Source organism: Haloarcula sp. CGMCC 1.6347, assembly GCF_037078395.1.
Classification (GTDB): Archaea; Halobacteriota; Halobacteria; order Halobacteriales; family Haloarculaceae; genus Haloarcula; species Haloarcula amylolytica.
Genome location: NZ_JAYMGX010000001.1, coordinates 707,796 through 731,234, shown reverse-complemented (window position 1 = coordinate 731,234; position 23,439 = coordinate 707,796). Strand labels below are relative to the sequence as shown.

At 65.1% G+C, this 23,439-nt stretch carries 26 protein-coding genes; 13 read left to right on the top strand and 13 right to left on the bottom strand.

Annotated elements, in window-relative coordinates; genetic code table 11:
• Positions 1 to 83: 83 nt before the first annotated feature.
• Both VI340_RS03875 and VI340_RS03870 read left to right on the top strand, forming a co-directional pair.
• A complete protein-coding gene (locus tag VI340_RS03875; RefSeq protein ID WP_005535365.1) occupies positions 84 to 410 on the top strand; it encodes a transcription factor S in 327 nt (108 codons plus the stop codon).
• Between the two features lie 9 nt (positions 411 to 419).
• Entirely contained in the window at positions 420 to 1,031 is a 612-nt protein-coding gene (locus VI340_RS03870) for a hypothetical protein (protein WP_336329727.1), read from the top strand.
• On the opposite strand, the gene VI340_RS03865 is transcribed toward VI340_RS03870, so the two are convergent.
• From VI340_RS03865 to VI340_RS03850, 4 genes are all read right to left on the bottom strand, one after another.
• Positions 1,012 to 1,392, bottom strand: a complete 381-nt coding sequence (locus VI340_RS03865; RefSeq protein ID WP_008310148.1) for a hypothetical protein — start codon at positions 1,390 to 1,392, stop codon at positions 1,012 to 1,014. The two genes, VI340_RS03870 and VI340_RS03865, sit on opposite strands and share 20 nt — an antisense overlap.
• A 2-nt stretch (positions 1,393 to 1,394) precedes the next feature.
• Positions 1,395 to 1,604 carry a hypothetical protein gene (locus VI340_RS03860; protein ID WP_004962941.1) on the bottom strand — a complete coding sequence of 70 codons (210 nt, stop codon included), beginning with the start codon at positions 1,602 to 1,604 and terminating at the stop codon, positions 1,395 to 1,397.
• Positions 1,605 to 1,679: 75 nt separating this feature from the next.
• Positions 1,680 to 2,402 carry a methyltransferase domain-containing protein gene (locus tag VI340_RS03855; protein ID WP_336357826.1) on the bottom strand — a complete coding sequence of 241 codons (723 nt, stop codon included), beginning with the start codon at positions 2,400 to 2,402 and terminating at the stop codon, positions 1,680 to 1,682.
• Position 2,403: 1 nt separating this feature from the next.
• Positions 2,404 to 2,799 carry a nascent polypeptide-associated complex protein gene (locus VI340_RS03850; RefSeq protein WP_008310152.1) on the bottom strand — a complete coding sequence of 132 codons (396 nt, stop codon included), beginning with the start codon at positions 2,797 to 2,799 and terminating at the stop codon, positions 2,404 to 2,406.
• 146 nt (positions 2,800 to 2,945) lie between these two features.
• Between VI340_RS03850 and VI340_RS03845 the strand changes: the two genes are divergently transcribed.
• A complete protein-coding gene (locus VI340_RS03845) occupies positions 2,946 to 3,896 on the top strand; it encodes an AEC family transporter (protein WP_008310154.1) in 951 nt (316 codons plus the stop codon).
• Here VI340_RS03845 and VI340_RS03840 read toward each other — a convergent pair whose 3' ends face one another.
• Positions 3,897 to 4,382, bottom strand: coding sequence for a hypothetical protein (locus tag VI340_RS03840; RefSeq protein ID WP_008310156.1), 486 nt, complete (start codon positions 4,380 to 4,382; stop codon positions 3,897 to 3,899).
• Positions 4,383 to 4,497: 115 nt separating this feature from the next.
• Positions 4,498 to 4,965 (bottom strand): PUA domain-containing protein, encoded by a 468-nt coding sequence (locus tag VI340_RS03835; RefSeq protein WP_008310158.1) that lies wholly within the window; start codon positions 4,963 to 4,965, stop codon positions 4,498 to 4,500.
• A 587-nt stretch (positions 4,966 to 5,552) separates the two neighbouring features.
• Here VI340_RS03835 and VI340_RS03830 point away from each other — a divergent pair.
• Positions 5,553 to 5,735: a hypothetical protein gene (locus tag VI340_RS03830; RefSeq protein ID WP_336357825.1), complete on the top strand. Its 183-nt coding sequence runs from the start codon at positions 5,553 to 5,555 to the stop codon at positions 5,733 to 5,735.
• 134 nt (positions 5,736 to 5,869) lie between these two features.
• Here the strand turns inward: VI340_RS03830 and VI340_RS03825 are convergent, their stop codons facing one another.
• Both VI340_RS03825 and VI340_RS03820 read right to left on the bottom strand, forming a co-directional pair.
• Positions 5,870 to 6,367, bottom strand: coding sequence for a LabA-like NYN domain-containing protein (locus tag VI340_RS03825; protein WP_004516675.1), 498 nt, complete (start codon positions 6,365 to 6,367; stop codon positions 5,870 to 5,872).
• Positions 6,368 to 6,567: 200 nt separating this feature from the next.
• On the bottom strand, positions 6,568 to 7,221 hold the full coding sequence (locus VI340_RS03820) for a hypothetical protein (protein ID WP_336357824.1): 654 nt from the start codon (positions 7,219 to 7,221) through the stop codon (positions 6,568 to 6,570).
• Positions 7,222 to 7,732: 511 nt separating this feature from the next.
• On the opposite strand from VI340_RS03820, the gene dapA reads away from it, so the two are divergent.
• The 5 genes from dapA (at position 7,733) to VI340_RS03795 (ending at position 13,635) form a co-directional block, all read left to right on the top strand.
• A complete protein-coding gene (gene dapA / locus VI340_RS03815) occupies positions 7,733 to 8,653 on the top strand; it encodes a 4-hydroxy-tetrahydrodipicolinate synthase (RefSeq protein WP_336329734.1) in 921 nt (306 codons plus the stop codon).
• A complete protein-coding gene (gene dapB / locus VI340_RS03810; RefSeq protein WP_336329735.1) occupies positions 8,650 to 9,399 on the top strand; it encodes a 4-hydroxy-tetrahydrodipicolinate reductase in 750 nt (249 codons plus the stop codon). Before dapA ends, dapB begins: the two co-directional genes overlap by 4 nt.
• 497 nt (positions 9,400 to 9,896) lie before the next feature.
• Positions 9,897 to 10,727 carry a 2,3,4,5-tetrahydropyridine-2,6-dicarboxylate N-succinyltransferase gene (locus VI340_RS03805; protein WP_336329736.1) on the top strand — a complete coding sequence of 277 codons (831 nt, stop codon included), beginning with the start codon at positions 9,897 to 9,899 and terminating at the stop codon, positions 10,725 to 10,727.
• A gap of 491 nt (positions 10,728 to 11,218) precedes the next feature.
• A complete protein-coding gene (gene lysA / locus VI340_RS03800) occupies positions 11,219 to 12,454 on the top strand; it encodes a diaminopimelate decarboxylase (RefSeq protein WP_336357823.1) in 1,236 nt (411 codons plus the stop codon).
• Positions 12,454 to 13,635 (top strand): M20 family metallopeptidase, encoded by a 1,182-nt coding sequence (locus VI340_RS03795; RefSeq protein ID WP_336357822.1) that lies wholly within the window; start codon positions 12,454 to 12,456, stop codon positions 13,633 to 13,635. Before lysA ends, VI340_RS03795 begins: the two co-directional genes overlap by 1 nt.
• A 16-nt stretch (positions 13,636 to 13,651) precedes the next feature.
• Here the strand turns inward: VI340_RS03795 and VI340_RS03790 are convergent, their stop codons facing one another.
• From VI340_RS03790 to VI340_RS03770, 5 genes are all read right to left on the bottom strand, one after another.
• Positions 13,652 to 14,296: a phosphoribosyltransferase gene (locus tag VI340_RS03790; protein ID WP_336357821.1), complete on the bottom strand. Its 645-nt coding sequence runs from the start codon at positions 14,294 to 14,296 to the stop codon at positions 13,652 to 13,654.
• 90 nt (positions 14,297 to 14,386) lie between these two features.
• Entirely contained in the window at positions 14,387 to 15,694 is a 1,308-nt protein-coding gene (locus VI340_RS03785; RefSeq protein WP_336357820.1) for an MFS transporter, read from the bottom strand.
• A gap of 91 nt (positions 15,695 to 15,785) precedes the next feature.
• Positions 15,786 to 17,168 carry an adenylosuccinate lyase gene (gene purB, locus VI340_RS03780; protein WP_336357819.1) on the bottom strand — a complete coding sequence of 461 codons (1,383 nt, stop codon included), beginning with the start codon at positions 17,166 to 17,168 and terminating at the stop codon, positions 15,786 to 15,788.
• 131 nt (positions 17,169 to 17,299) lie between these two features.
• Positions 17,300 to 18,367 (bottom strand): zinc-dependent alcohol dehydrogenase family protein, encoded by a 1,068-nt coding sequence (locus VI340_RS03775; RefSeq protein ID WP_336357818.1) that lies wholly within the window; start codon positions 18,365 to 18,367, stop codon positions 17,300 to 17,302.
• A gap of 248 nt (positions 18,368 to 18,615) precedes the next feature.
• Positions 18,616 to 19,170: a hypothetical protein gene (locus tag VI340_RS03770; protein WP_049942933.1), complete on the bottom strand. Its 555-nt coding sequence runs from the start codon at positions 19,168 to 19,170 to the stop codon at positions 18,616 to 18,618.
• Between the two features lie 147 nt (positions 19,171 to 19,317).
• Here VI340_RS03770 and purH point away from each other — a divergent pair, with 147 nt between their 5' ends.
• The 4 genes from purH (at position 19,318) to VI340_RS03750 (ending at position 23,391) form a co-directional block, all read left to right on the top strand.
• The gene (gene purH / locus VI340_RS03765) at positions 19,318 to 20,934 is read left to right on the top strand and encodes a bifunctional phosphoribosylaminoimidazolecarboxamide formyltransferase/IMP cyclohydrolase (RefSeq protein WP_336357817.1); all 1,617 of its coding nucleotides are present in this window, start codon (positions 19,318 to 19,320) and stop codon (positions 20,932 to 20,934) included.
• A gap of 141 nt (positions 20,935 to 21,075) precedes the next feature.
• Entirely contained in the window at positions 21,076 to 22,062 is a 987-nt protein-coding gene (locus VI340_RS03760; RefSeq protein ID WP_008310183.1) for a formate/nitrite transporter family protein, read from the top strand.
• 36 nt (positions 22,063 to 22,098) lie between these two features.
• Positions 22,099 to 22,638, top strand: coding sequence for a hypothetical protein (locus tag VI340_RS03755; RefSeq protein ID WP_049942934.1), 540 nt, complete (start codon positions 22,099 to 22,101; stop codon positions 22,636 to 22,638).
• Between the two features lie 42 nt (positions 22,639 to 22,680).
• Positions 22,681 to 23,391, top strand: a complete 711-nt coding sequence (locus VI340_RS03750; protein WP_008310188.1) for a hypothetical protein — start codon at positions 22,681 to 22,683, stop codon at positions 23,389 to 23,391.
• The last annotated feature ends 48 nt before the right edge of the window (positions 23,392 to 23,439 follow it).

Here is a 23,439-nt window from a genome sequence, read left to right as displayed (position 1 = left end):
ACTGCACAGCGATGGGGACCGACAGAACGGCCTGGGCGAAACCGGGTATTTAACACGGTCGGCAGGCAAACGGTGGTACTACAATGGAGTTTTGCGACGAATGCGGTTCGATGATGAAAACGGACGACGAGCGCTGGGTCTGTGGCAGTTGCGGCTACGAGAAGGCTCGAAACGCCGAGACCGAACAGGAGATGGCCGTCACCACGCAGGGCCAGGAGGAGTCGGAAGTCGTCGACACCTCCGAGGTCGACGCCGAAGACATGGGACCGACGACGGGCGCACGCTGTCCCGAGTGTGGCAACGAGCGGGCCTTCTACGAGATGAAGCAGATCCGCGCGGCCGACGAGTCCGAGACGCGCTTTTTCACCTGCACCGAGTGCGAACACAAGTGGCGCGAGGACGACCACTGAGGCCGGACCGTGCCCACTGACCCCGCGTTCCCGGACGTTCCCGCGGACCGGCTGTGCGACGGCGGCTGGGAGCTCGTCGACGAGAGCGTCGAAACCGTCTTTCAGTTACCGACGGCCCGCGTCGAGGGCGCGACGAAAGTGTACGACGACGCCGAAACGCGCGAGGCGGTCAGAGACGCGGTCGGGTTCGACCACCAGTGGCGGTTCTTCTTCGCGACCGCGCTATCGTTTACCCCGCCGCTCGCGCCGGGTATCGGACCGGCGATGATTCTGCCGACAGTTCGCTCAGAAGCGCAGTCGGCCTTCGCCGAGGAGTTGGCCGACAGAGGGTTCGTATCAGTCGAGCGCGGGCGGAGCGAGCGGGTCCGCGTCGACAGCGGCGACCGGGCGCGGCTCCGGACCTACAGCGCCGAGCTCGACCTCGAAGCGGTCGACGCGACGCTGTCGATCACCGGGTGGGTCGGCGTCTGGCACGGCGATGGGTTCCGTATCGCCGCCGGCGCGTACCCCGACCAGTCGCTGTCGTCACTGCTCGGCATCGAGACCCCCCCTGACCCCCTCCAGCGGTCGCCGTCGGACTACCGGGCCGAACTGCTTGACCTCATTCGCGCCGTGGCGTAAGCGCCAGAAGCGCGCCGTCGAGGAACAGCTCTATCGGCCCGAGACCGAGCCGTTTTGCGAGCGAACTCGGAACGGCGTCCGCGCCGAGGCGGGCCACGGGCGCTCCGCGAACGCGGATTTCAGCCGTCAGTCCGGCCGCAGTCAGCGCTGCGGCGGCGTCTCTTCCCTCGACCGGTCGGTCCCGCCAGAGGGCGAACGCCGCCCCGAAAGACGGTAGGTCGACGGCGACGAGGTCGTCGTACCCGCGAACGCTGAACGCGACCCCGTCCCGCTCGACGGTCAGGTCGGCGTCGACGAGCAGGTCCGGCTTTCCCTCGACCTGGTCGAACAGATCACCGACCGCCTTCGCCGTGGTGACCACTGTCAGTCGTTATCGCGTGTCGTGATAGTCAGCGTGCCATCGACCCGCCAGCGAGCGTGCTCGGCGTCTTCGCCGGCCTTGCTCGGGACATCGACTTCCATGTCGTCGAAGTCGTACGTTATTTCCGCATTACGACCAGTCAGGCGGTCATAGAGCCCGATCGCGAGGTCTGGCCAAGTTGTCGTCTCCATCGGCGTTTCTGATTCGCTCATGCAGTACAGTGTACGTGCTACTACATGTTTAAAGTCGACCCCAACAAGAGGGGTTGAGAGGGGTGACCGGAGCCGTCAGGGCCGCCGCGCGAATGTCAGGTAGCCGGTATGCCCGACGCCACCGGTCGATGGGCGGGAGCCGCGGTCGTCGAAGTCCATCTCCCGCTGGATGGTGTCGAGCGTCTCGACGCCGTCGAGGCCGACCTCGGTGGCCGTCGCCACGACCTCGCGCGTGTTCTCCACAAACGGGGAGTACACCGCCAGCGATCCGCCCCGGTCCAGCAGCGTCGGCGTTCGCTCGACCACAGTCGGGGCGTCCTCGGTGTCGAGGGTCAGCACGTCAAAGCCCGAGAGGTCGTCGAGGTCGTCGGTGATGTCGCCGGTCCGGACCTCGACGGTGTCCGCGACGCCAGCGGTCTCCATGTTCTGGCGCGCTACCTCAGCGAATTCGGGGTCTTGCTCGTAGGTGACCACGTCAGCGCCAATGCGGCCCATGTACGCGCTGAGGATGCCGGTCCCGGTGCCGGCGTCGAGGACGCGGTCCGCCGCGGCCACGCCGGTCTTGCCGACGACCAGCCCCACGTCGCGGGGCATCATCGGCGCGCCGGTGCGTTCGAGGTGGGTGAACAGGTCCGGGCCGCGCAGCCGACGGACGGTGAAGCCGGTCCCCAGATGGGTCTCGACGACATCGCCCGGTTCCACGTCCTCGGGGACCTCCAGAATACCGAGGTCGGACTCGAAGCGCTCGCCGGGGTCCAGCAGGTACTCGCGGTCTTCGTGGACGAAGAGATACGCCACGTTACTCCAGTTCGTCGACCGCGTCGGCGAGGTCGCCGTCGTTGGCTTCCAGCGCTTCTCGCGCAGTGTCTTCGTCGACGCCCGCCCGCATCGCGACGAGTTCGACGTCGTCCTCGTCGACGCCGGAGTCGCTGCCGCTCTCGTCTGCGTCGTCCGCAGCCGCCGCGGCCGAGCCCTCGCCGGAGCCGAGTTCGCGGCTCTCGGGTTCGCCGACGACCTGGTACGTCTTCTGGCCCTGCGCTTCCATGAGCTGGACCTCCGCGTCGTCGAAGACGAGCTCCTCGTCCGGGGTGCGGATAATTACTTCCTGCGCATCGATGTCCTCCATGTCGATGCCCATCTGTTCCATCATCTGCTTCATCTTGCGCGGGTTCATCCCGCCGCCTCCGCCAAACATACGTGTGACTGGCGGGGCAGGGCAGAAAAGCGTAGCGACCCGGGCTCGGACTGGAGTCCGTCGCGGGGCAGGCCGGTCGACCGGGCGAAACCGGCACGCTCCCACGGCTTCGTAACGATTCTAAGGATCGCCCGTCCATCCCCGCCGTGTCACTGCTGTCCATCTTCGCCACGGCCATCCTCCCGGTCGTCGCCGTCGCTGCGGCCGGCTTCGCGCTCGGCCGGGTGAAAGGTACGGACCCGGACGCGCTCAACACCATCACGGTGTACGTCCTCGCGCCCGCGCTGGTGGTCCACAGCCTGACAACGTCCTCGCTGGCCGGCGATACGATTCTGAGCGTCGTCCTCGCTGTCGTGCTGTTCACCGCGGCGATGCTTCTCATCGCGGAGGGCGTCGGCCGCCTCACGGGGCATTCGGAACCGCTGCTCGGCGCGTTCGTCCTCGTCGCTATCTTCCCCAATACCGGGAACTACGGCATTCCGCTGGCGGATTTCGCCTTCGGCGCGACCGGGCGCAGCACGGCCGTCCTCGTGACCGCGCTGCAGGGCGTGCTACTCTACACCGTCGGCATCTACATCGCCGCCCGGGGTAGCGGCGACAGCCCGCTCGCGGATATGCGCCGTGTGTTCGGCGTGCCGCTCGTCTACGCTGTCGTCGTCGCGCTTGCACTCCGATGGGTCGGCGCAGTGCCGCCCACAGACTCGACAGTGATGCAGACACTCGAACTGCTTGGCAACGCCTCGATTCCGGTGATGTTGCTCATTCTCGGCATCCAGCTATCGAACGTCGACGGGAACAGCGATTTCCGGTCGGTCGGGATCGCCAGCGCGTTGAAACTCCTGCTGGCGCCAGTGCTCGCGTTCGCCGCGGTGCTCGTGGTCGGGTTCCAGAACCAGACAGTCGCGCGGGTGGTCGTGCTCCTGTTGGCGACGCCGACCGGCGTGACGACCATCATCCTCGTCGGCGCGTTCAGCCATCAGACTGGCGACCGCTCGCCAGGCGAATTCGTCAGCGCGACCGTGTTCCTGACGACCGTCGTCAGCGCGGTGACGGTGACGGTTCTCGTGTGGCTGCTGCAGTCCGGACTGGTGCTGTGACTACTCCTCCCAGTATATCCGTATCTCCTCGGCGGTGATGTCGACGAAGTGGTTCGAGCCGTTTCTGACCGCGAACCGGCCGATAGGCCGGTCGATGGTCCGGCTGGGGCCACCCTCCACCTGGACAGTGATCGTGTATTCGCCGGTCGCACCGATCATCGGGTCATACTCGACCGACTCGCCGGCAGCCAGCGTCGCCGTCTCGTCCAGTACCGCCGTTTCGTTTCTCGTGATAGTGAGTGTGACAGTCTGCTCGCTGTCCGTGTCGTTGTCGACGACAAACAGGATCGGGTCGTCCGGAGCGGGCGTTACTGTCGGCGTCGGCGTGTCCTGCCGTGTACTGGTCACTGCCGTTGTCGGCTGTTCCTGTGGCGTCGTTGTGGCTGTCGATGATGTCGAATCGTCCGTCGACGTGTCGTCACCGGGCGCACTGCAGCCGGCAACTGGGGAGAGCGCAAGCGCGGCGAGGAGCGTGCGGCGGCGCATATCGCTCGTCTCGAAGGGAGCAGCAAATGCTTTCTGTCATACTAATCCTTGTCGACCATCCTGGATAGTGCCAACCCACGAGGGCGGCACGCCCCGGCGATCGCCACAAAACCCGTCAGTCCTCTGCGCCCTGCCGGACCTTCACGGCCATCCCCGTCTCGAAGTCGTCCATGCCGCTGCCGGGCAGTTCCGCGCGGCCGACGGCGAGTAGATAGCCGTCCTCGTGGACGACGAGGGCTTCGTCGCCCGGACGGAGAGCGCTGTCGGCGGACTGGACGAACTTCGCGAAGGCGTTGCGGCCCTCACGGATGAAGGGCTCGCTCTCGTCGCCGACGACCACGCGGTGTCGCGGCCCGTCGAAGGCATCGAGGAGTCTGCTCCCGCCGGCGAGTCCGAGTCGGAAGCGTCCGTCGTCGCCGTACGTGGCGATGCGGCCGTCCGTGGCATGGACCTGTCGCGGCCGGCCAGAGCTTGTGTGTGTTACGTCGAGGGCGTCAGCGCCGGTGAACAGCGCTGTCCCGCCGCCACCGCCGAACTGGTAGTCGGCCGCGCGCCGGAGCCCGCGGAACTCGTCGTCACTCATTGCCCGTGTTCGATGCCGGGTGATAAACCGCCTTTCGGTTCTGTCCGTACCACTGTCCGGCGCAGTCTGAAATGAAATGGTCGCCCAGCCGTGGGTGCCCGAACCACGGCCGACCGAAATCGTGTGGCGATGGTGAATGCCACTCCCCCAATCCGTTCCGAATCAACGGTCCGGCCCTATGGGTGACGGAGTCCCGAACCGGAATGCCATTGGTTCGCTCCGTCAGTCGCCCCGGCCCGAGTACACGGGGCGTGTGCCTCTGTATCCGATCCGCGGTCAGCGATCCGACCACGACGCCTGGAACTGCAGTGGGTCTCCATCTCGCGCCTGTTCCGTGACGAGCGCGAGGGTGTACCGACTATCCTCAGCATATGACAACACGCCGTCTCTGTGACCCAACTGGTCGGGGGAACTACACGGGGATGTGTTTGCTGCTTCAGTTATGCAGGTGGGCCGGAATTTCCGTTCTGCCGGGCCGGAGCGGTGGCGTCTCTCAGGAACGATGTGGGCATTGCTTCCTAGTACCATACTTTCCTCCGTCGATTTTGGGGAAATTTATACCGGATGCCTTCCAAGTGACGGGTGACATGCCTACAGACACGCGAAAAGTGATTCTGGGCGCTGCGCTGCTGGCGATCAGCACCGTGCTCATCCTTGGTACTGGGGCAATCGACATCGGCATCCCGGCCGCTGCCGGAGCGCTGGCTGCACTGGGACTGGCCGCCGGAGCCCTCCTCGTTGGAACGTCAGAAGACGGTCGCCCGGTCTGACCGCGGAGGTATTTTTCCGTCGAGGGTAACCCAGATGAGAGCAGCTGTGAGGCCGTCGCACTGTGAGAAGGTATCCGGTACCGTGGTTGGCTAACGGAGACACGGTGGCAGAGTGAGCGCCCACACTGGGTGGGCTATAGCAGGAACCGGTCGGAATCGTCGCTCATATCGATAAACCCGTCAACGGCCGCTTTGAGATCTTCAGAGGACGACTCCTCGAATCCCATCGCTTCGACACGACAGCCCTCGTGGCGGAGATACCGACACACGCGAGCGAAGTCTCCGTCGCCAGTACAGAGCACGACCGTATCGACGTGATTCGCCAGCGAAACCGCGTCGAGGCTCATCCCGACATCCCAGTCGGCCTTCTTCGACCCGTCCTGAAACGTCTTGATGTCCTTGATACGCGTCTCGAAGCCGATGTCGACGAGCGCTTCGAAGAACGACTCTTCTTCGGGTGAATCCGCGCGGATGACGTAGGCGATTGCGCGGGTCAGTTCGCGGCCGTCAACGGCCTCTTCCAGTAGTGCCTCGTAGTCGATGTTCCGCGAGTAAAGACTCCGGGCAGTGTGATAGAGGTTTTGCGCGTCGGCCAGTACGGCCACGCGCTGTCCCGGCTGGGAAACTGTCATATCAGGTATTGGCTACCGCCCGGAATATGCTTTCGGGATACAAACGTGAAAGAACGGCGTAATTATGCCCCAACTAACCAGTTGTTGTCGCTTCAGCAGTTCTGGTCGCGGATAGAACCTGTCAATAAAAGGGGCGGAGTACCGAGGCGTGCAGTCAACTTAGTGAGCATTGCGTTTCACTCAGACAAGCGCGGAACAGCCTACTTCTGGAGGTCGAACGCAACTGCTACCGGAGTAGCTGTCCAGTAGACGAACCGATACCGACCGGAGACGAGTTCAGGACACACAGTAAAATCTTTCTCGCCGGGAACCACCCCATCTTCGGTCAGACGGAGCGACCATTCAAATACCTGCCCAGGCGCTGCCTCGGTACCCAGATCCACGTATTGAAACTCATCGTCCCCGGTCTGTCCACGGACATCTTGCCAGCCATCTTCAGTGAGCAGTTCGATCTGGTACATATACTTAAGACCCAGAGTGAGGGTGCTATCAGACGTGTTTGTCAGCGTAATTTGGGCTGTGTCACCGTATTCAAACGCTGTCCCATCAATCCGTAGTGACACATATCCAGTATCTCCCCACGGAACGGAGCCTTCGTCATACATTGGCGGGTGGCGAGTGAAGTTGCCCTTCTCACACGAGAGGTCTTTTACCGGGGACTCAGGACTCTCAGCTGGCCGAATGTGATCACTGAGTTGACGCTCTGTCATCTCTTCGGTATTTCCAGCTGTTTGTTGCTCAGTGTTCTCGGTTTCCGTTTTTGCAGCTGTCTCGGTCGGATCACTGCTGGTACTCGAACAGCCGGCGAATCCGAGGACGCTGGAGGTGGCTAAAAGATAGTGTCTTCGACGCATACCTGCCGATATTATGTACCTTGCAGTATGTGTTGTGTGGCCGATACTTATGTGTTATTGTCAGAATGTAATGTGTACACCTCTGACCGCTTGTTTCAGACAGGACGCAAATACCAAAATACAGTCGGGCCTGCTCCAGCAGCGTCTCCCAGACAAGCCGAGGGAAACGCTGGCGTACTGCCACACGATGGGGGTCCCGCCGTCTCCATGCGACGACTCGATAAGGCTTCGAATGCACTGTGAAAGGCGACAGCGAGAACACAAAAGCTAAGTCGGTCACGCTTGGTTACTCAACCATGCGACGACGCCGTCAGTCCGGAACCGTTTCGTGGCTCCCCGGCGAGGGCGTCGTCCGCGCGAAACGCAAGCCGACGTTTTAGCGGCTCGTGGCGGACGTGGCGACTCCGTCTCGGGCCAGGTCGTTTGACACACAACAGCCGGCGGTATCGGCCGGCTATCGCACCGTTTCCGACCGGACAACCGAACCCACAGCGACACCACACACTCAGCAATGACAGCTATCGACTTCCGCGGCGTGTTCCCGGCGATGTGCACGCCGTTCCACCAGGACGGCAGTATCGACTTCGAAACGCTCCAAGAGGACGCCCAGCGGCTCGAATCCGCCGGCGTCGACGGCCTCGTTCCGGTCGGCTCGACCGGCGAATCGGCGACGCTCTCCCACGACGAACACATCGAGGTCGTCGAGGCGGTCATCGACGCCGTCGACGACGTGCCGGTCATCGCCGGCTCGGGGTCGAACAACACCAAGGAAGCACTGGAGCTGTCCCGGCGCTCCGCCGAGGCCGGCGCTGACGCCCTGTTGCTCATCTCGCCGTACTACAACAAGCCCGAACAGCAGGGGTTCGTCGACCACTACACGACCCTGGCTGACGCCGTCGACCTGCCACAGATCGTCTACAACGTCCCATCGCGGACGGGCCAGAATATCGAGCCGGATACGGCGGTCGAACTCGCATCCCATCCGAATATCCGGGCCTACAAGGCCGCGAGCGGCGACATGAACCAGATTTCCGAGATCATCGAACGCACGCGAGAAGAGGACTTCGCGGTGCTGTCCGGCGACGACGGGATGACGCTACCGATGCTGTCGGTCGGCGGGACCGGCTGTATCTCGGTCTCGGCCAACATCGAACCGGAGCGCACCTGCGCGATGGTCGGCGCGGCGCTGTCCGGCGACTTCGAGCGAGCGCGAGCGATCCACCACGAACTCGGCCCGCTGTTCCGCGCGATGTTCGTCGAGACAAACCCCATCCCGGTCAAGGAAGCGATGCGGATTCGGGGCTACGGCCCGGCACATCTCCGCTCGCCGCTAACCCGCCTGTCCGACGAACACCTCGACCACCTGCGTGACGTGCTCGCGACGCTCGAAACCGAAGACCTCGAAGACGAGTACGCGGAGGCCGAGCGATGACGCGGGTGGCGGTCAACGGCGTCACCGGGCAGATGGGTGGGGCCGTCGTCGAGGCCGCCACCGACAGCGAGGTCGTGGTCGGCTTTGCGACCAGCGAGACGGACGCGGTCGACGGCGTCCCGGTCGTCGACCCCGCCGATGCCGCCGAGGCGCTCCGGGAGTACGACGTGGACGTTGTCGTCGACTTCGCCGTCCCCGAGGGCGCGCTGACCGTCGCCGAGGCCTGCGTCGAAGCGGGCGTCCCGATGGTCGTCGGAACTACCGGCTTCGACGATGACGGGCTGGCCCGACTGCGAAACGCCAGCGATGAGATTCCGCTGCTGAAGGCGACCAACTTCTCGCAGGGGATTCAGGTCCTCCAGCGCCTCGTCAGTGAGGCGGTCGCCACGCTCGACGACTACGACCTCGAACTCATGGAGACCCACCACAACCGCAAGGTCGACGCGCCGTCGGGGACAGCCAACAGTATCCTCGACGTGATCCAAGAGGAGCGCGACGTAGAGCCGGTGTACGGCCGGGAAGGGCACGCACCGCGCGACGACGACGAAATCGGCGTGTTCGCCAGGCGAGCCGGTGACATTCGCGGGGAGCACGAACTCGTGCTGGCCGGCAACGACGAAGTCCTCTCGCTGTCGCACCGGGCCGAGGACCGCGGCGTGTTCGCTGCCGGCGCACTCGATGCGGCGACGTGGCTCGTCGGCCGCGACGCCGGCTGGTACGAGTTCGGCGACGTTGTAGACGCCTGAGCGAGAACGGGAGGGAAACACGGGACGGTTTTCAGTGGTCTACTCGCGGCAATTGATTGCGGTTCTATAGTAACAATTGAAACGATTTACACACTGATCGCACTGCCGTCGTGCGATCAGGTGTGCATTGATTTTCAATGGCTACTATAGACGGATCGGTGAGCGGCTCCCATATCGACACCCGGTGTTCGGAAAATATGAATATGTGATAATACACACTCGAATACCTCTCTCAATACCACGGTCAGCCTTATATGCCGGAGTTGCCGCGTATCGTGTATGGCTACGAACCAGCGCGTACAACTACCAGCGACCGATTGCCCGCGATGTTCCAGCGAATTCGAAGCGACGGCACCGCGCATCAGTATGTGCCGGGAATGCGGGTACATCCCCGGCCGCGGGTCCGACTGAGAGAACGACAGACGGAAAATGCGGCGTGGCAACACACCCATCCCGAAACCCCGATAGGTAAGCCCCCGGCGTCGCAACCGGGTGGTATGAGCCTCGAAGCCGATATCGACGACCTCTGGCAACGGAAACAGGACGGGCTGACGGCCGCCGAAGCGACCGACGACCACCTCGCCGTACTCGATGAATTCCTCGCGGCGCTGGAAGCGGGGGAGGTCCGCGCCGCGGAGCAGTCCGGCGGCGAGTGGGAGGCGAACGCCTGGGTCAAGCAGGGCATTCTACTGAACTTCGGCCTGCGCGAAACCGTCGCCCGCGAGTACGGCGGCGTCGACTACCACGATGTACTCCCACTCCGGGAGACCGAGGACCTCGGCGAGCGCGGGACCCGCAACACGCCGGACGGCACGACCATCCGCCGCGGCGCGTACCTCGGCGAGGACTGCATCATGATGTCGCCATCCTTCGTCAACGTCGGGGCGTACGTCGGCGACGGCACGCTCGTCGACTCCTGTGACACCGTCGGCTCCTGTGCGCAAATCGGCGAGAACGTCAAACTCGGCGCGAACACGCTCATCGGCGGCGTCCTCGAACCGGTCGAGAACGCCCCAGTCATCGTTGAGGACGAGGTGTCGCTGGGCGCTGGCTGTCGCGTCACCAGCGGCTTCGTTGTCGGCGAAGGCTCGATTGTCGGTGAGAACACGCTCCTGACGCCGCGGATTCCCGTCTACGATCTCGTCGAGGACGAGGTACTGTACGGCGAACTGCCGCCGGAACGGCGCGCGTTCCAGCGCTTCGTCGACTCTTCGGTCGGCGAGAACGATCTGATTCCCGGTGGGGCGTACAAGCCGGCAGTCGTGGCGACCGACGTCGAGGAGGAGACGCTGGAAGCGACGGAGAGAGAAGACGCGCTTCGGGAGTAGCGAGGAAGCGACCGTAGGGAGCTTCCTCGACGGAGCGGCGACCGGCGGGAGCCGTGGAGTAGCGAGGTTCTGAGCGAAGCGAAGAACCTCGAAATCCGAGCGGCGAAGCCGCGAGCCGTGGAGTAGCGAGGTTGCGACCAGCGGGAGCAACCTCGACGGAACGGCGACCAGCGGGAGCCGTGGAGCAGCGAGGGCCGCACGAAGTGCGGTCCGCGGTAAAGCGAGCGGAGCGGGACCGAAGGGCCTGCAGGCAATCGGGCGGTATCACCGCCCGACGACGATGCGCGAAGCGAACAGTGAGCAGCGAGAAGTGACCGCAGGGAGCACTCTCGGTATCATCTCGTCCGGCGGGCAGTGGAGGGTGCTTTGAGTACGCCGAGTTCATCGTGAGAACCCACTCAACGAAATCAGTGGGCATTCCGAAAATACGGGGACAAACCGTGGATATCGAAGCGGAACCCTTGTTAGCCGCCGACGCTGTGGTTTCCCCAATGAGCCACGATTCGCCGCCGGTCCGCCGCCTCGCGGACTGGGACCACGAGCGCCTCGCGGCGGTGGCTGCCGAGCACGGCACGCCGCTGTACGTCGTCGACCTCGACCGCGTCGCCGAGAACTACGAGCGGTTCGCCGCGGCGTTTCCCGACGCCCACGTCATGTACGCCGCGAAGGCCCACACCGGGCAGGCTGTCCTCTCGAAGTTACTGGAGACGGGAGCCGACATCGAATGTGCGGCATGGGGGGAACTCCAGCGGGCCATCGACGCCGGCGCGGACCCGAACACGCTCCAGTACACGGCCGTCAATCCGCCGGATCACGACCTCGACTGTGCCGTCGAACTGGCTGCAGAGCATCCCGGACTGACGATTACGGGGGGCGCGCGGGACACCTTCGACCGACTCGAAGAGCGCGGCTACGACGGCCGCGTCGCCATCCGCATCAACCCCGGCATCGGAACGGGCCACCACGAGAAAGTCGCGACGGGAAAGGACGCCAAGTTCGGCATCCCCTACGACGAGGTGCCCGAAGTAGCAGCCGACGTACGCGGGCGCTTCGACCTCGTCGGCCTGCACGCTCACGCTGGCAGCGGCGTCCTTCACGACGACCTCGACGACCACTGCCGGGCCATTGCCAAGGTCGCTAACATGGGCCGAGAGGTCATCGCTGACGGCGCGGACCTGGAGTTTGTCGACTTCGGCGGTGGCTTCGGCGTCCCCTACAGAGAGACTGTCGAGCCGCTGGACATGGATACCGTCGGCGAGAAGGTCCGCGAGGCGGTCGGGGACCTCGACGCACAGGTCAAACTCGAACCCGGTCGGTACGTCGTCGCCGATGCCGAATGCATCCTCACCGAGGTCAACACGGTCAAGGAGACGCCGGCGACGACCGTCGTCGGCGTCGACGCCTCGCTGGCGACGCTCATCCGGCCGGCGATGTTCGGCTCCTACCACCCGATTCGGAACGTCACCGCGCCGGACCGCGAGGCCGAACCGGTGTCGGTCGGCGGCCCCTGCTGTACGAGCGCCGACGTGTTCTGCACCGACCGGCCCATCGCACGGCCCGAACGGACTGACCTGCTCGCCATCGGCAACGCCGGGGCGTACGGCTACGAACTGGCGAACCAGTTCCACTCCCAGCCCCGCCCTGCCGAGATCGCCTTCGAGGGCGGCGAAACGCGGCTCGTCCGCGAGCGCGAAGATCTGGCGGACGTGACCCGCATGGAACAGTAATGGCGTTCGACATCCCCTCGTTCCACCGGCAGGCCGTCGAGACGCCGTCGCACGAGAGCGTCGAAGACATGCGCTCGCTGCTGGTCGACACGCTCGAAGACGCCGGGGAGTACCCGGACGTAGACGACCTCGGGAACGTCGTCGCCTCACGAGGTGACCCCGACGGGACGCATATCCTGCTTAACACGCACATCGACACCGTGCCGCCGCATCTGCCCTACGAGCGGCGGGCGGAACCACCGGGGCTGGACGAGACTGTCGATGGCACCGGCGGCGATGGGGACGGCGACATCGTCTGTGGCCGCGGGGCCTGTGACGCGAAAGGCCCGCTCGCGGCCCTCCTCGATGCGTTCCTCACCGTGACGCCCGACGACGGTCAGGTCACGCTGGCGATTTCCACCGACGAGGAGACGACACAGACCGGCGGCGCACACCTCGCCGAGACCATCGACGCCGACGGCTACATCGTCGGCGAGCCGACCGGCCTCGACGTGTGTACCGCCGCTCGCGGCCAGTTCGAAGGCACGGTCACCATCCACGGCGAGAGCGCCCACGCCGCCGACCCCGGCAGTGGTCACAACGCGATCCGTGCCGCCGCACCGATTCTACAGGCGATAGAGTCATATGATGACAGCGAGGCGCGAAGCGCCTCGGGAACCGCGAGCGGTGACGAGGGGGAACCGCGAGCCCGGGGGCCCGGCGAACACGAGACGCTCGGCTACCCCATCCTCACCCCGTCGATGGTGGAGGGCGGCGAGGCGACCAACCAAGTCCCAGCCGAATGCACCATCACGTTCGACCGTCGGAGCGTCCCGCCGGAGACCAGCGAGTCCTTCTGTGCTGACCTGCAGGCCCACCTCGAACAGTGGCTCCCGGATTCGATGAGTCTCACCGTGGACCTCATTCGCCCGGACACGCCGTTCCCCGAGGCGTTCGCGACCGACACCGACGCAGAACTGGTCCGCACGCTGCAGGAAGCAAGCGGCGGCGTGGTCCGGCAGTTCGGGGCCGCGACGGAAGCTTCGTATTTCGCGAGCAACGGGCCGACCGTGGTGTTCGGTCCCGGCAACCTGAGCGACGAGAGGGGGGCTGTCGCTCACTCGAAACGGGAGTACGTCCGTCTCTCAGAGGTTCGGACGGCCGCGCGAGCCGTGCGGGAGACGGTCGAGCGACTGGTCTGAAGCGGACAATCACGACCTACGCCGACCGCCGCTGGACGATATCCGAGAGCGCCGTCGTCGCTTCTTCGTCCGTCACGGTCTCGAACTCCTCGTAGTAGTCCGCGGTGGCCTGGAACGCTGCCGGTTTCAACGGGACGACGACGTCGTCGGCCCACCGCTGTACCTCCTCGAGCACGTCTGGCGGCGCGACGGGGGCGGCGGCGATAACCTCGTCGGCACCTGCTTTCCGCAGTCGCTGGGTGGCGACGCGCATCGCCGCCCCCGTCGGAATCCCGTCGTCGACCAGCAGGACCCGCTTGCCGGCCACGTCGAGCGGCCCCCACGTCTCGCCATAGGCGACTGCCCGGGTCTCGACGGTGTCGCTCGCGTGTGTCTTGGCTTCCTGAACGTACTCCCAGTTCACGTCCAGAAACCGCATCATCGGGCTGTTGATCCACGAGAAGCCGCCCGGCGCGACGGCCCCGATAGTCAACTCAGGGTGGTTTGGAGCACGTATACGTTGTATGACAATGACATCCATCGGGAGTCCGGTCGCGTCAGCGACCACGTTGCCGACGGGGACGCCGTTCGGTGCGAGCGTGACGACGATATCGCCGACGACATCCCGCCGGCGCAGCGCGGCCACGAGCTGTTGCGCCGCATCCGAGCGGTCTGTGAACATACCACACTATACGGAATCGTACATCCTAACCATTCCGGTCAGTTGTCACCGGGGCTGGCGGCCGACCGAGCGGGTGGCTGCGTCACCGGCTCAGTCCTGTGGTGCCGGCTGCTCCGGCTCCTGGCCGAGGTCCAGCGTCTCCTCGACCTGCGTGTAGGTCAGCACGAGTCCGACGAACGCGAGCGCGGCACCGGCAGTGAAGGGCGTGCTGAAAGACCCGAAATTGTACAGCAGGCCCGACGCCAGCGGTCCGACAGCGACGCCGAGGCCGAACGCCATCGTCAGGACGGACAGCGTCGTCCCGGACCCGCGCGCGCCGGCCAGGTCACCGGCGAGTGCGAGCGACGGGGCGAACACGAGCGCGACGGCGATCCCCTGGATGAACCGCGCCAGGAGCATGAGCCACGGGCCAGTCACGACACCCTGTGCGAACACCGACGGGACGAGGATGACGAACCCGGCGACGATGAACGGCCGCCGGCCGAACCGGTCGCTCGCTCGGCCGATGGGCACCTGAAAAACGACGTTTGCGATGACGACGGCGGCGAACTGGACGCTGAAGAACAGGGTCGACTCGTCCAGCCGCATTCGAACTGGCCCTTCGAGCGTGGCAAACAGGGCGATAGTGGCCGCCATCATGAACGTGCCGACGCCGAGGACGAACACTGAATCGAGCCCCTCCCCCTCTCGGTCCAGAATCGCTATCGAGAGGTCTTTGCCCGCTTCGGCATCGACCGGCGGATCCTGAATCAGGGCCCACACGAGGACGAAGCTCACGACAGCGCCCAGCACGGCGATGGCGAAGGCGGCGGTGAAGCCGGATATCGCGGTGCCGGCGAATCGGTAGGTCACCACGTCGTTCGCGGCGAGTCCGCCGGTGATGACGACGCCGGCGATTATCGGCCCGAACCCGAAGCCGATGAGCCGGAAAGTGTTGAACACGCCGAAGTTCCCGCCGCGCTCGGCGTCACTCGCCGCGTAGTCGTTTACCAGCGCCACCGTCGCCGGAATCGTGAACGCCGCACCGAGTCCCTGAAATGCCCGCGCGGCGAGGACCGTCCAGTACGAGGAGAGGAACGGGTAGGCCGCGCTGCCGATAGCGAACAGCACCAGCCCGGTGAGGACGAAAATCCGGCGCTTACCGGTCCGGTCCGAGAGCCGCCCGGTGAACGGCTGGCCAAAACTGTTCAGCAGACCGAACAATGAGAGCACCAGTCCGATCAGCGTCTCCGTCTGAAGCGTGAACCCGAGTATCTGCTGGCCGGCGATACCGGCGAGCGACACCTGTCCGCTGGCGATGTACAGGGGGAGCACGATGATGAGAAACGAGTTGCCCAGCGCGTCCGCCATCCGAGCGAACGCGAGCGTCAGGACCCGGGTGTCAGTGCCGAGGACCATCTACCCCTGACGAAGGCGGCCACACTCGTGATAGTTGCGTTCCCCGCGGTGGTACGTCGACCCGAAAACAGCACCGGCGAGACAGCGGCGCTCAGATGTCGTCGGCCTGCTGCGCCGCGATCCCCGTGTAATCGGTCGGCGTCAGCGCCTCCAGTTCGGCCCGGACCTCGTCGCTCACGTCGAGGTCGGCAAACATATCGTGGAAGTCCTCGATGGTGACCTCGCGGCCCCGAGTGGCCTTTTTGACCTGCTCGTAGGCGTCGGCGTACCCTTCGCGCCGGAGGATCGTCTGAACGGCCTCGCCGATGATTTCCGGCGTCGAGGCCAGGTCGTCGGCCATTACCTGCTCGTTGGGGACGACCTTCGCCAGCCCGTTCTGGCACTTGCTGTAGCCGATGAGGCAGTGAGCGAAGGCGGCCCCGATGTTGCGCTTGACCGTGGAGTCCGAGAGGTCCCGCTGGAGCCGGGAGTTCGTGACGTAGTCGCCGAGGAACACGAGGTCGGAATTGGCCTTCGAGAGGTTCCCCTCGCTGTTCTCGAAGTCGATGGGGTTGACCTTGTGTGGCATCGTCGACGACCCCGTCTCGCCCTCGACGGCCTCCTGGCCGAGGTAGCGGTCCGAGACGTACAGCCACACGTCCAGATCGAGGTCCAGCAGGATGTTGTTCGCCCCCCGGAGCGCGTCGAACAGGACCGCGAGGTCGTCACAGGGGTTGACCTGCGTCGTCAGCGGTTCGTGGTCCAGACCGAGGTCGCCGACGAAGGACTCTGCAAAGGCCTGCCAGTCCACGTCGGGGTAGGCGGCGACGTGGGCCGCGTAGGTTCCCGACGCGCCGGCAAGCTTTCCGGAGAGGGCGTCGGCGGCGCGCTCTACGCGGCCGATGGCCTGGCCCAGCCGCGAGGCGTAGACGGCCATTTCCTTGCCGAACGTCGTCGGCGTCGCGGGCTGGCCGTGGGTGCGGGCCAGCATCGGCACGTCGGCGTAGGCGTGGGCCATCTCCACGAGCGTGTCCCGAATTTCGCGGAGTTCCGGCACCAGCACCTCCTCGGCGGCAGGCTTGACGAGCAGCCGCTGAGCGAGGTTGTTCACGTCCTCGCTGGTCAGCCCGAAGTGAATCCAGTTGGCGGCGTCGAGATCGTCGGGCATACCCAGCCGGATGAAGTACTCGATGGCCTTCACGTCGTGATTGGTCGCCGCGTACTCGCCGTAGCCCTCGGTTTCGAGCTGTTTGACGACGCTCGCGTCCTCGTCGTCGAACGCCTCGTACAGCGCCCGGAGCGTCGCGCGCTGGCCGTCGTCGATTGACAGCGACGTGGCGTCGAGGTCGGCGAGCGCGATGAGATACTCGACTTCCACTTCGACGCGGGCGCGCATCAGCGCCCGCTCGCTGGCGTACGGGACGAGCGGCTCGGTGTAGCGGGCGTATCGGCCGTCGAGCGGCGAAACGGCGGCCAGTGGCCCTCTCTCGGTCATACCGGAGTGTGCGCGGGAGGCGCGAAAAAGCGTGTCGTTCTCCCCCAACGGCGACGCGGTGCGACAGCGACGCGTAGCGTGGCGGCGGGAAGGGTGGAGAGTCGGGGTTCGGGTAAAAAGGAGGTGCGTCGTTAGTTGCTGAACTCGTTACAGACCGGGATACCGACCGTGTTGTAGTCGCTCATCGCGGCCAGTTCGTCGGGCACCTGGTGGATGTCGACCGTGTCCTCGACCAGCGCGGTCGGGTCGAGTTTGCTCGACTCCACCATGTCCAGCATTTCGCTGTACCGCGATGGCTGGAGGCCGAGCGACCCCTTGAAGTCGATTTCTTTCGCCACGAACTCGTCGGTCGGGAGCGACACCATCCCCTCCTCCTCGCTGGTGGTCAGTCCGATCTGGACGTGCGTGCCGCCTTTGCGGAGCGAGTTCACCGCGTTCTGGCAGGTCGTTGCGATACCGAGCGCGTCCGCAGACACGTCGGCACCGCCGTCAGTGATGTCCCTGACCTCCTTTGCGGGGTCGTCGACCTCCTGTGCGTTGACCGTGGCGACAGCGCCGAGGTCTTCCGCACGGTCCAGTTTCTCGTCCATCAGGTCGACCCCGATGACGTTGCCGCCGAGGGCGTTCGCGATGTGGACCGCCGAGAGCCCGATGCCACCGCAGCCGTGGATGACCACGTCGTCGCCGGCACTGACCGGCGCGCGGTGGGCCATCGCGTGGAACGAGGTCATGAACCGACAGCCCATTCCGGCGGCCGATTCGGCGTCGATATCGTCCGGGAGCGGAACGGCGTTGAGGTCGGCGTTTGGAATGTGGACCTCCTCGGCGAACGCGCCGGGAGCCTGGTTCATGAACCCGAGGCCGATGTGGTTTTCACAGATGTTTTCGCGCCCGTTACGACAGAGGTCACAGGTCCCGCAGGCGAAGTTGAACGGGATAGCGACCTCCTGGCCCTCCTCGACGTTTTCGACGTCCTCGCCGACGGAGACGATTCTGCCTGTCGGCTCGTGACCGAGGACGTGTGGCGGGTCGGGCCGGTAGCCGAACCAGTCCCAGTCCCCCTGCCAGCAGTGCCAGTCGGACCGACAGATACCACAGCCGATGACCTCGGCGACGGCACCGTCCGGCTCGGGCTCGGGGCGTTCGACATCCTGTACTGTTAGCGGTTCCTGAAACTCTTCTAGTAGTACTGCTTGCATTACAGTATTAACATTGAATATCTTACTAATGAATATTATGGTTTTTCGACTACACTATTTTTATACGAAGGAAGTGTCCTGTCCAGAGTATCAGAGATATCTGGTGGTTGCCGAATAAGTCTAGATATATTTAAAAAGGCCAGCCACTACTTCGAGGACCAGTAGTATATGTCAACGATATCTATGTCGGCTCAATCGGAGGAGCTTCGAGAAAGCAGGCGAGAAACGATTGCGTCAGCGGGCAATCCTCAGTTCAGCCAGCCGTAGTCGCCGTCGGCGTCGCCAAAGCGGCCATCCGGCGGGTCGAAACGATAGAGGTCCTGTCCGAGTGCGGCCCACGCGAGGCCGTAGACGGTTGCCGTTGCTGGCTGGAGTTCGAATCCGAGAAACGCGATGGTCCCGACTCCCAGCAACACGCCCAGCCACGGCGGCTGGATGCGCGTCCTGACGAGACCGGCCGCGACCAGTATCGACCCGCTGACCAGCACGAGTACGCCGATTCCGATGACCGCCTCGCCACCACCGTCGAGGAGGCGGACCAGTTGCCCGGCCGCGAAGACGAGGCCGCCGAGGCCGCCGACCCACGCGCCAACGGTCCCGGGCCGCTTCATCCGTGCGCCGTAGAAGTCCTCGACGGCGTAGTGGCCGACCACGATACCGAGTGTAGAGATGACGATACCGGCTATGATTGGCAGGTTCGTTGCTGTCTGGTCGGTCGCGGACAGCGCAACGGCCCAGCCGATCCAGACGATACCGCCAACGGCAGCAACCATACCAGCGCGCTGACACCGTAGCTTCGCCATACGGGCGAGTTGGCGGCGTGCTACAAATGCACACCGGACCTGTAAACGGCGTCGCTGGTGACCCGGGTTCGGTGTGGCTCGGTCGCACGCCACAGACCGGCCGGGGGTTTCGCAACAACTTTGCACTGGCCGGTCCGTCGGTCCCACATGAAACTCGCCGGCATGGCCAGCAACCGCGGCCGAAACCTCATGAACATCGCGGACCGCGCCCCGGGCGGGGCGTCCTTCGCCGTCGTTCTGACCAATGACGCCGACGCGCCGGTGCTCGAAGCAGCCGCCGAGCGCGGCATCCCGACCGAGGTCGTCGAGCGTGACGCGGACGAGTCGCGCGAGTCCCACGAGGAGCGCGTTCTCGACGCGCTCTCGGAGTACGACTTCGACCTCGTCACGCTGGACGGGTACATGCGCGTCCTCAGCGAGACGTTCCTCGACGAGACACCGACCGCGTTGAACGTCCATCCGAGCCTCCTGCCGAACTTCACCGGGGCGAACGCCCACGAGCAGGTCCTCGACGCCGGTGTGAAGGTGACGGGCTGTACCGTCCACGTCGTCGACGAGAGCGTCGACGGCGGCCCCATCGTCACGCAGGAACCCATTCCCGTCTTCGAAGGTGACGACGAGGACAGCCTCAAGGAGCGCGTGCTCTACGAGGGTGAGTTCACCGCTTACCCGCGCGTCATCGAATGGTTCGCCGAGGACCGCGTCACCATCGACTGGGATGCAGGCACGGTCTCAGTAGAGGGCGACGAGGGCGGCGACTTCCCCGCCCGCCGCATCGTCTCGGACGACCTCGCGTCGAGCCTGCGCTACGGGGAGAACCCCCACCAGGACGCCGCGCTGTACACCGATACGACCGTCTCCGAGGCCAGCGTTGTCCACGCCGACCAGCTCAACGAGGGCGCGAAGGCGTTGTCGTACAACAACTACAACGACGCCGACGGCGCGCTGAACCTCATCAAGGAGTTCGAGGAGCCCGCCGCGGCGGTCATCAAACACACCAACCCGGCCGGCTGTGCGACTGCCGACTCCGTGGCCGACGCCTACGAAAAGGCCCTCTCGACGGACCCGATGAGCGCTTTCGGCGGCATCGTCGCCTTGAACCGCGAGTGCGACGCCGCCACCGCCGAACAGATCATCGACTCGTTCAAGGAGGTCGTCGTCGCGCCCGGCTACACCGACGCCGCGCTCGACGTGCTGTTCGAGAAGGACAATCTCCGCGTGCTGGATGTGAGCCCCGGGGACGGCCGGACGGGCGAGTCCGGTCGGTCCGACAACTTCGAGGTCACGGACAGCCTGACCGAGAAGCCCCTCGTCGGGGGGCGACTGGTTCAGGAGCGGGACACCCAGCACCTCTCGGCCGACGATCTAGAGGTCGTCACCGAGCGCGAACCGACCGACGAGCAGATCGAGTCGCTGCTGTTCGCCTGGCACACGCTCAAACACGTCAAGTCCAACGGCATCCTCTTCGCTGACGGGACAGAGACGGTTGGCATCGGCATGGGGCAGGTGTCCCGGGTCGACGCCGTCCGGCTGGCCGCGATGAAGGCCGACGAACACGCGGAGGGGAAGGACTCCGAGGGCGCGGTGATGGCCTCGGACGCCTTCTTCCCGTTCCCGGACGGTATCGAGGAGGCCGCCGACGCCGGTATCGAGGCGGTTATCCAGCCCGGCGGCTCGAAGAACGACGAGAGCGTCATCGAGGCCGCCGACGAACACGACATGGCGATGGTGTTCACCGGGCAGCGGTCGTTCAGACACGACTGAGCGTCAGTCTAATACTCGATAGACGAGTCCAAAGTCTATCGGTGGTTTAGACGGACTGACAGCGGGCTCTTCCGCAAGTCTTCTCCGGGCTGACTGTCGGCAACGAAAGACGTTTCATACCGGCTATTCAACCAGCGACCGATGGCAGACAACAACGATCGGGAGGAAGCTGTCCGCGACGCTGTGGACGTCTCTCGGAGCGGTGCCCCGGCGGGTGGGAGTGTCATCCGCGACCGGTTCTCCGCGGACGAGATCTTCCAGCGCATCATCGTCGCGGCCGACGAGGAGGTGACAGTCGGGACTCGCGAGATGTTCTTCGCCGGTGTCGCGGGCGGGTTCGCTATCACAGTGACGTTCATGCTGTACGCGTCATTGTACGCGAAGACCGGCGGCGACCCGATACTGAGCGCGCTGTTGTACCCGCTCGGGTTCGTTTTCATCATTCTCGGGGATTACCAGCTCTACACCGAGAACACGCTCCCGCCGGTCGCGCTCGTCCTCGAACGGCTGGCGAGTATCCCGTCGCTGCTCCGTATCTGGGTCGTCGTCCTGGTGTCGAACGTCTTCGGCGGAATGCTCGGGGCGCTCGCGCTGGCGACGACCGACGTTCTCTCCGACGACGCGGCGGCGGCCGCCGCCGGCTTCGCCCAGAAAGCTATCGCGACCTCACAGCTAACGCTGTTCTCGAAGGCGGTGTTCGCCGGCCTCATCGTCGCCGGCGTCGTCTGGGTCGACTACTCGCTGCGGGACAGCATCTCCCGACTCGTGTTGATCTACATCGCCTTCCTGGCGATTCCATTCGGGAACCTCTATCACGTCGTCGTCTCCGCAACGGAGATGTTCTACCTAGTGTTTATCGGCGAGCTGGCACTGTCGGTCGGCCTCTGGCAGTTCGTCCTGCCGGTACTTCTCGGCAACTCCGTCGGCGGCGTCGTGCTCGTGACCGTCGTCAACTACTTCCATACGACCGAACGGCGGCTCGAAACAGCGCGGGATCAGGGGTCCAAGCGCCAGCTCACCATCCGGGAGTGGATCTGGGGCGGGTGGTCCGCTTCGGGCCGCTCGTACGTGCCGGCGACCGACGAAATTCCCCAAAGCGATCCGGAGTCGCGAGAGAACGAGCGCTGACACAAACCATTTCAACGCCCTCCGGCTATCGTTGGTGTGAACTGGGTGAGAGATAACCGGCTGCTGCTTCTGTTTGCCGCCGTCGTTCTGACGACGCTGGGGGCTGTCGGGCTGGGAATCGTCGGTGTCGTCGCGACAGTCGGGGCGCTTCTCGGCGGCGGCGCGGTCATCGAGACCTTCGCCGGGTTCCTGCTTGGCACATTGCTCCTAGTGGGCGTTGACATCGTCTTCTCGGTCGCGCTGGTCCGTGCGCTGGCCCGGCGGGCGTCGGTGCCGAAGAGCCAGCGCGTCGCTGGTGGGCTCACCCGTCTCGAATCAGTCGTGCCACCGCTCGCGTCGCTCGGCCTCTCCGACGTGTTCGCACCGCCGGAGCCGACAGTCGAGGAGCGACACGAGGCGTTGACGCGCCGGTACGTCGAGGGGGACCTCTCCGAGGCCGAGTACGAGCGGGAACTGCAGGCGCTTCTCGGCGAGTCAGAGAACCCGGATTCTGAACTGCTGGACGCCGTCGACATGGAGACCGACCTGTCGCGGACCGCGGCGACCGACGCCGAGTACGAACCGGCCCGGGAATAGCACTGAGCGGGTTTTACATAGTCGCCCGACGACGGGTCGCGTATGGACGCACCCACGTTTCTCGAAGTCGAGGTGGAGCGGGACGCTGTCGCCTCGGCGCTCGACGCCGTTCCCGGCGTCGCCGTTGCCGACGACGACGCTGCTGTCCCATCACCAGCGGGGCCGGACGGAGCCGAGGATTCCGGCCCGGGTCTAACGGACCGCCTCAAGTCGCTGTGGCGACAGTGGGGACTCCTCGGCACGGGGCTGTCCCTCATCGCGCTCGGCGCGGCAACGGCCGGGCTCTGGTGGTACCGCCGCCGCAACGCCGACGGAACCGATGCCGGGAGCACCGCCGGGGACGCGTCGGAATGGGCCACGGAACGTCCGGACGAGACGCCACCACCGGCTGAACCGAGCGTTGACACGCCATCACCGGCCGAGACGGAGTTCGAGCCGACAACCGTAGTGGAAGATGTCGACGAAACGCCGACTCCGGAGGCGCAGGAAACGTCGCTGGCCGCAGAGATGCCACAGACTGAGTCCGAGTCCCGACAGCAAGACACTGAGACGGGTTCGGAGCTATCTGGCGCTCCCAAGTCAGAGACCGAGACGGACACTCTGGAGCAAGCGGAGACGGAGCCCGCTGAGACGGATACGGACGAGCGACCGGAGGCGAAGATCGACCCGGCACCGCTGCTGGGTGCCGCGTTCCTGATTCTGTCGAGCGCGCTCGGTCGGTGGGCCACGCGCGACCGCAGCGACCAGCCGTAATTTCGCCGGCAGGTCAGTGGGGGACCAGTTGGCTACGCGGGCTGTTCG

What these genes read in the sequence shown, in the direction of transcription:
- VI340_RS03875 (WP_005535365.1), top strand. Translation starts at nt 84, where the DNA reads ATGGAGTTTTGCGACGAATGCGGTTCGATGATGAAAACGGACGACGAG.
- VI340_RS03790 (WP_336357821.1), bottom strand. Translation starts at nt 14,296, where the DNA reads ATGTTCACAGACCGCTCGGATGCGGCGCAACAGCTCGTGGCCGCGCTG.
- VI340_RS03760 (WP_008310183.1), top strand. Translation starts at nt 21,076, where the DNA reads ATGGCAGACAACAACGATCGGGAGGAAGCTGTCCGCGACGCTGTGGAC.
- dapA (WP_336329734.1), top strand. Translation starts at nt 7,733, where the DNA reads ATGACAGCTATCGACTTCCGCGGCGTGTTCCCGGCGATGTGCACGCCG.
- VI340_RS03820 (WP_336357824.1), bottom strand. Translation starts at nt 7,221, where the DNA reads ATGCGTCGAAGACACTATCTTTTAGCCACCTCCAGCGTCCTCGGATTC.
- VI340_RS03840 (WP_008310156.1), bottom strand. Translation starts at nt 4,382, where the DNA reads ATGCGCCGCCGCACGCTCCTCGCCGCGCTTGCGCTCTCCCCAGTTGCC.
- VI340_RS03830 (WP_336357825.1), top strand. Translation starts at nt 5,553, where the DNA reads ATGCCTACAGACACGCGAAAAGTGATTCTGGGCGCTGCGCTGCTGGCG.
- purH (WP_336357817.1), top strand. Translation starts at nt 19,318, where the DNA reads ATGAAACTCGCCGGCATGGCCAGCAACCGCGGCCGAAACCTCATGAAC.
- VI340_RS03860 (WP_004962941.1), bottom strand. Translation starts at nt 1,604, where the DNA reads ATGAGCGAATCAGAAACGCCGATGGAGACGACAACTTGGCCAGACCTC.
- VI340_RS03835 (WP_008310158.1), bottom strand. Translation starts at nt 4,965, where the DNA reads ATGAGTGACGACGAGTTCCGCGGGCTCCGGCGCGCGGCCGACTACCAG.
- VI340_RS03805 (WP_336329736.1), top strand. Translation starts at nt 9,897, where the DNA reads ATGAGCCTCGAAGCCGATATCGACGACCTCTGGCAACGGAAACAGGAC.
- VI340_RS03825 (WP_004516675.1), bottom strand. Translation starts at nt 6,367, where the DNA reads ATGACAGTTTCCCAGCCGGGACAGCGCGTGGCCGTACTGGCCGACGCG.
- VI340_RS03770 (WP_049942933.1), bottom strand. Translation starts at nt 19,170, where the DNA reads ATGGCGAAGCTACGGTGTCAGCGCGCTGGTATGGTTGCTGCCGTTGGC.
- dapB (WP_336329735.1), top strand. Translation starts at nt 8,650, where the DNA reads ATGACGCGGGTGGCGGTCAACGGCGTCACCGGGCAGATGGGTGGGGCC.
- VI340_RS03850 (WP_008310152.1), bottom strand. Translation starts at nt 2,799, where the DNA reads ATGTTTGGCGGAGGCGGCGGGATGAACCCGCGCAAGATGAAGCAGATG.
- lysA (WP_336357823.1), top strand. Translation starts at nt 11,219, where the DNA reads ATGAGCCACGATTCGCCGCCGGTCCGCCGCCTCGCGGACTGGGACCAC.
- VI340_RS03750 (WP_008310188.1), top strand. Translation starts at nt 22,681, where the DNA reads ATGGACGCACCCACGTTTCTCGAAGTCGAGGTGGAGCGGGACGCTGTC.
- VI340_RS03775 (WP_336357818.1), bottom strand. Translation starts at nt 18,367, where the DNA reads ATGCAAGCAGTACTACTAGAAGAGTTTCAGGAACCGCTAACAGTACAG.
- purB (WP_336357819.1), bottom strand. Translation starts at nt 17,168, where the DNA reads ATGACCGAGAGAGGGCCACTGGCCGCCGTTTCGCCGCTCGACGGCCGA.
- VI340_RS03785 (WP_336357820.1), bottom strand. Translation starts at nt 15,694, where the DNA reads ATGGTCCTCGGCACTGACACCCGGGTCCTGACGCTCGCGTTCGCTCGG.
- VI340_RS03795 (WP_336357822.1), top strand. Translation starts at nt 12,454, where the DNA reads ATGGCGTTCGACATCCCCTCGTTCCACCGGCAGGCCGTCGAGACGCCG.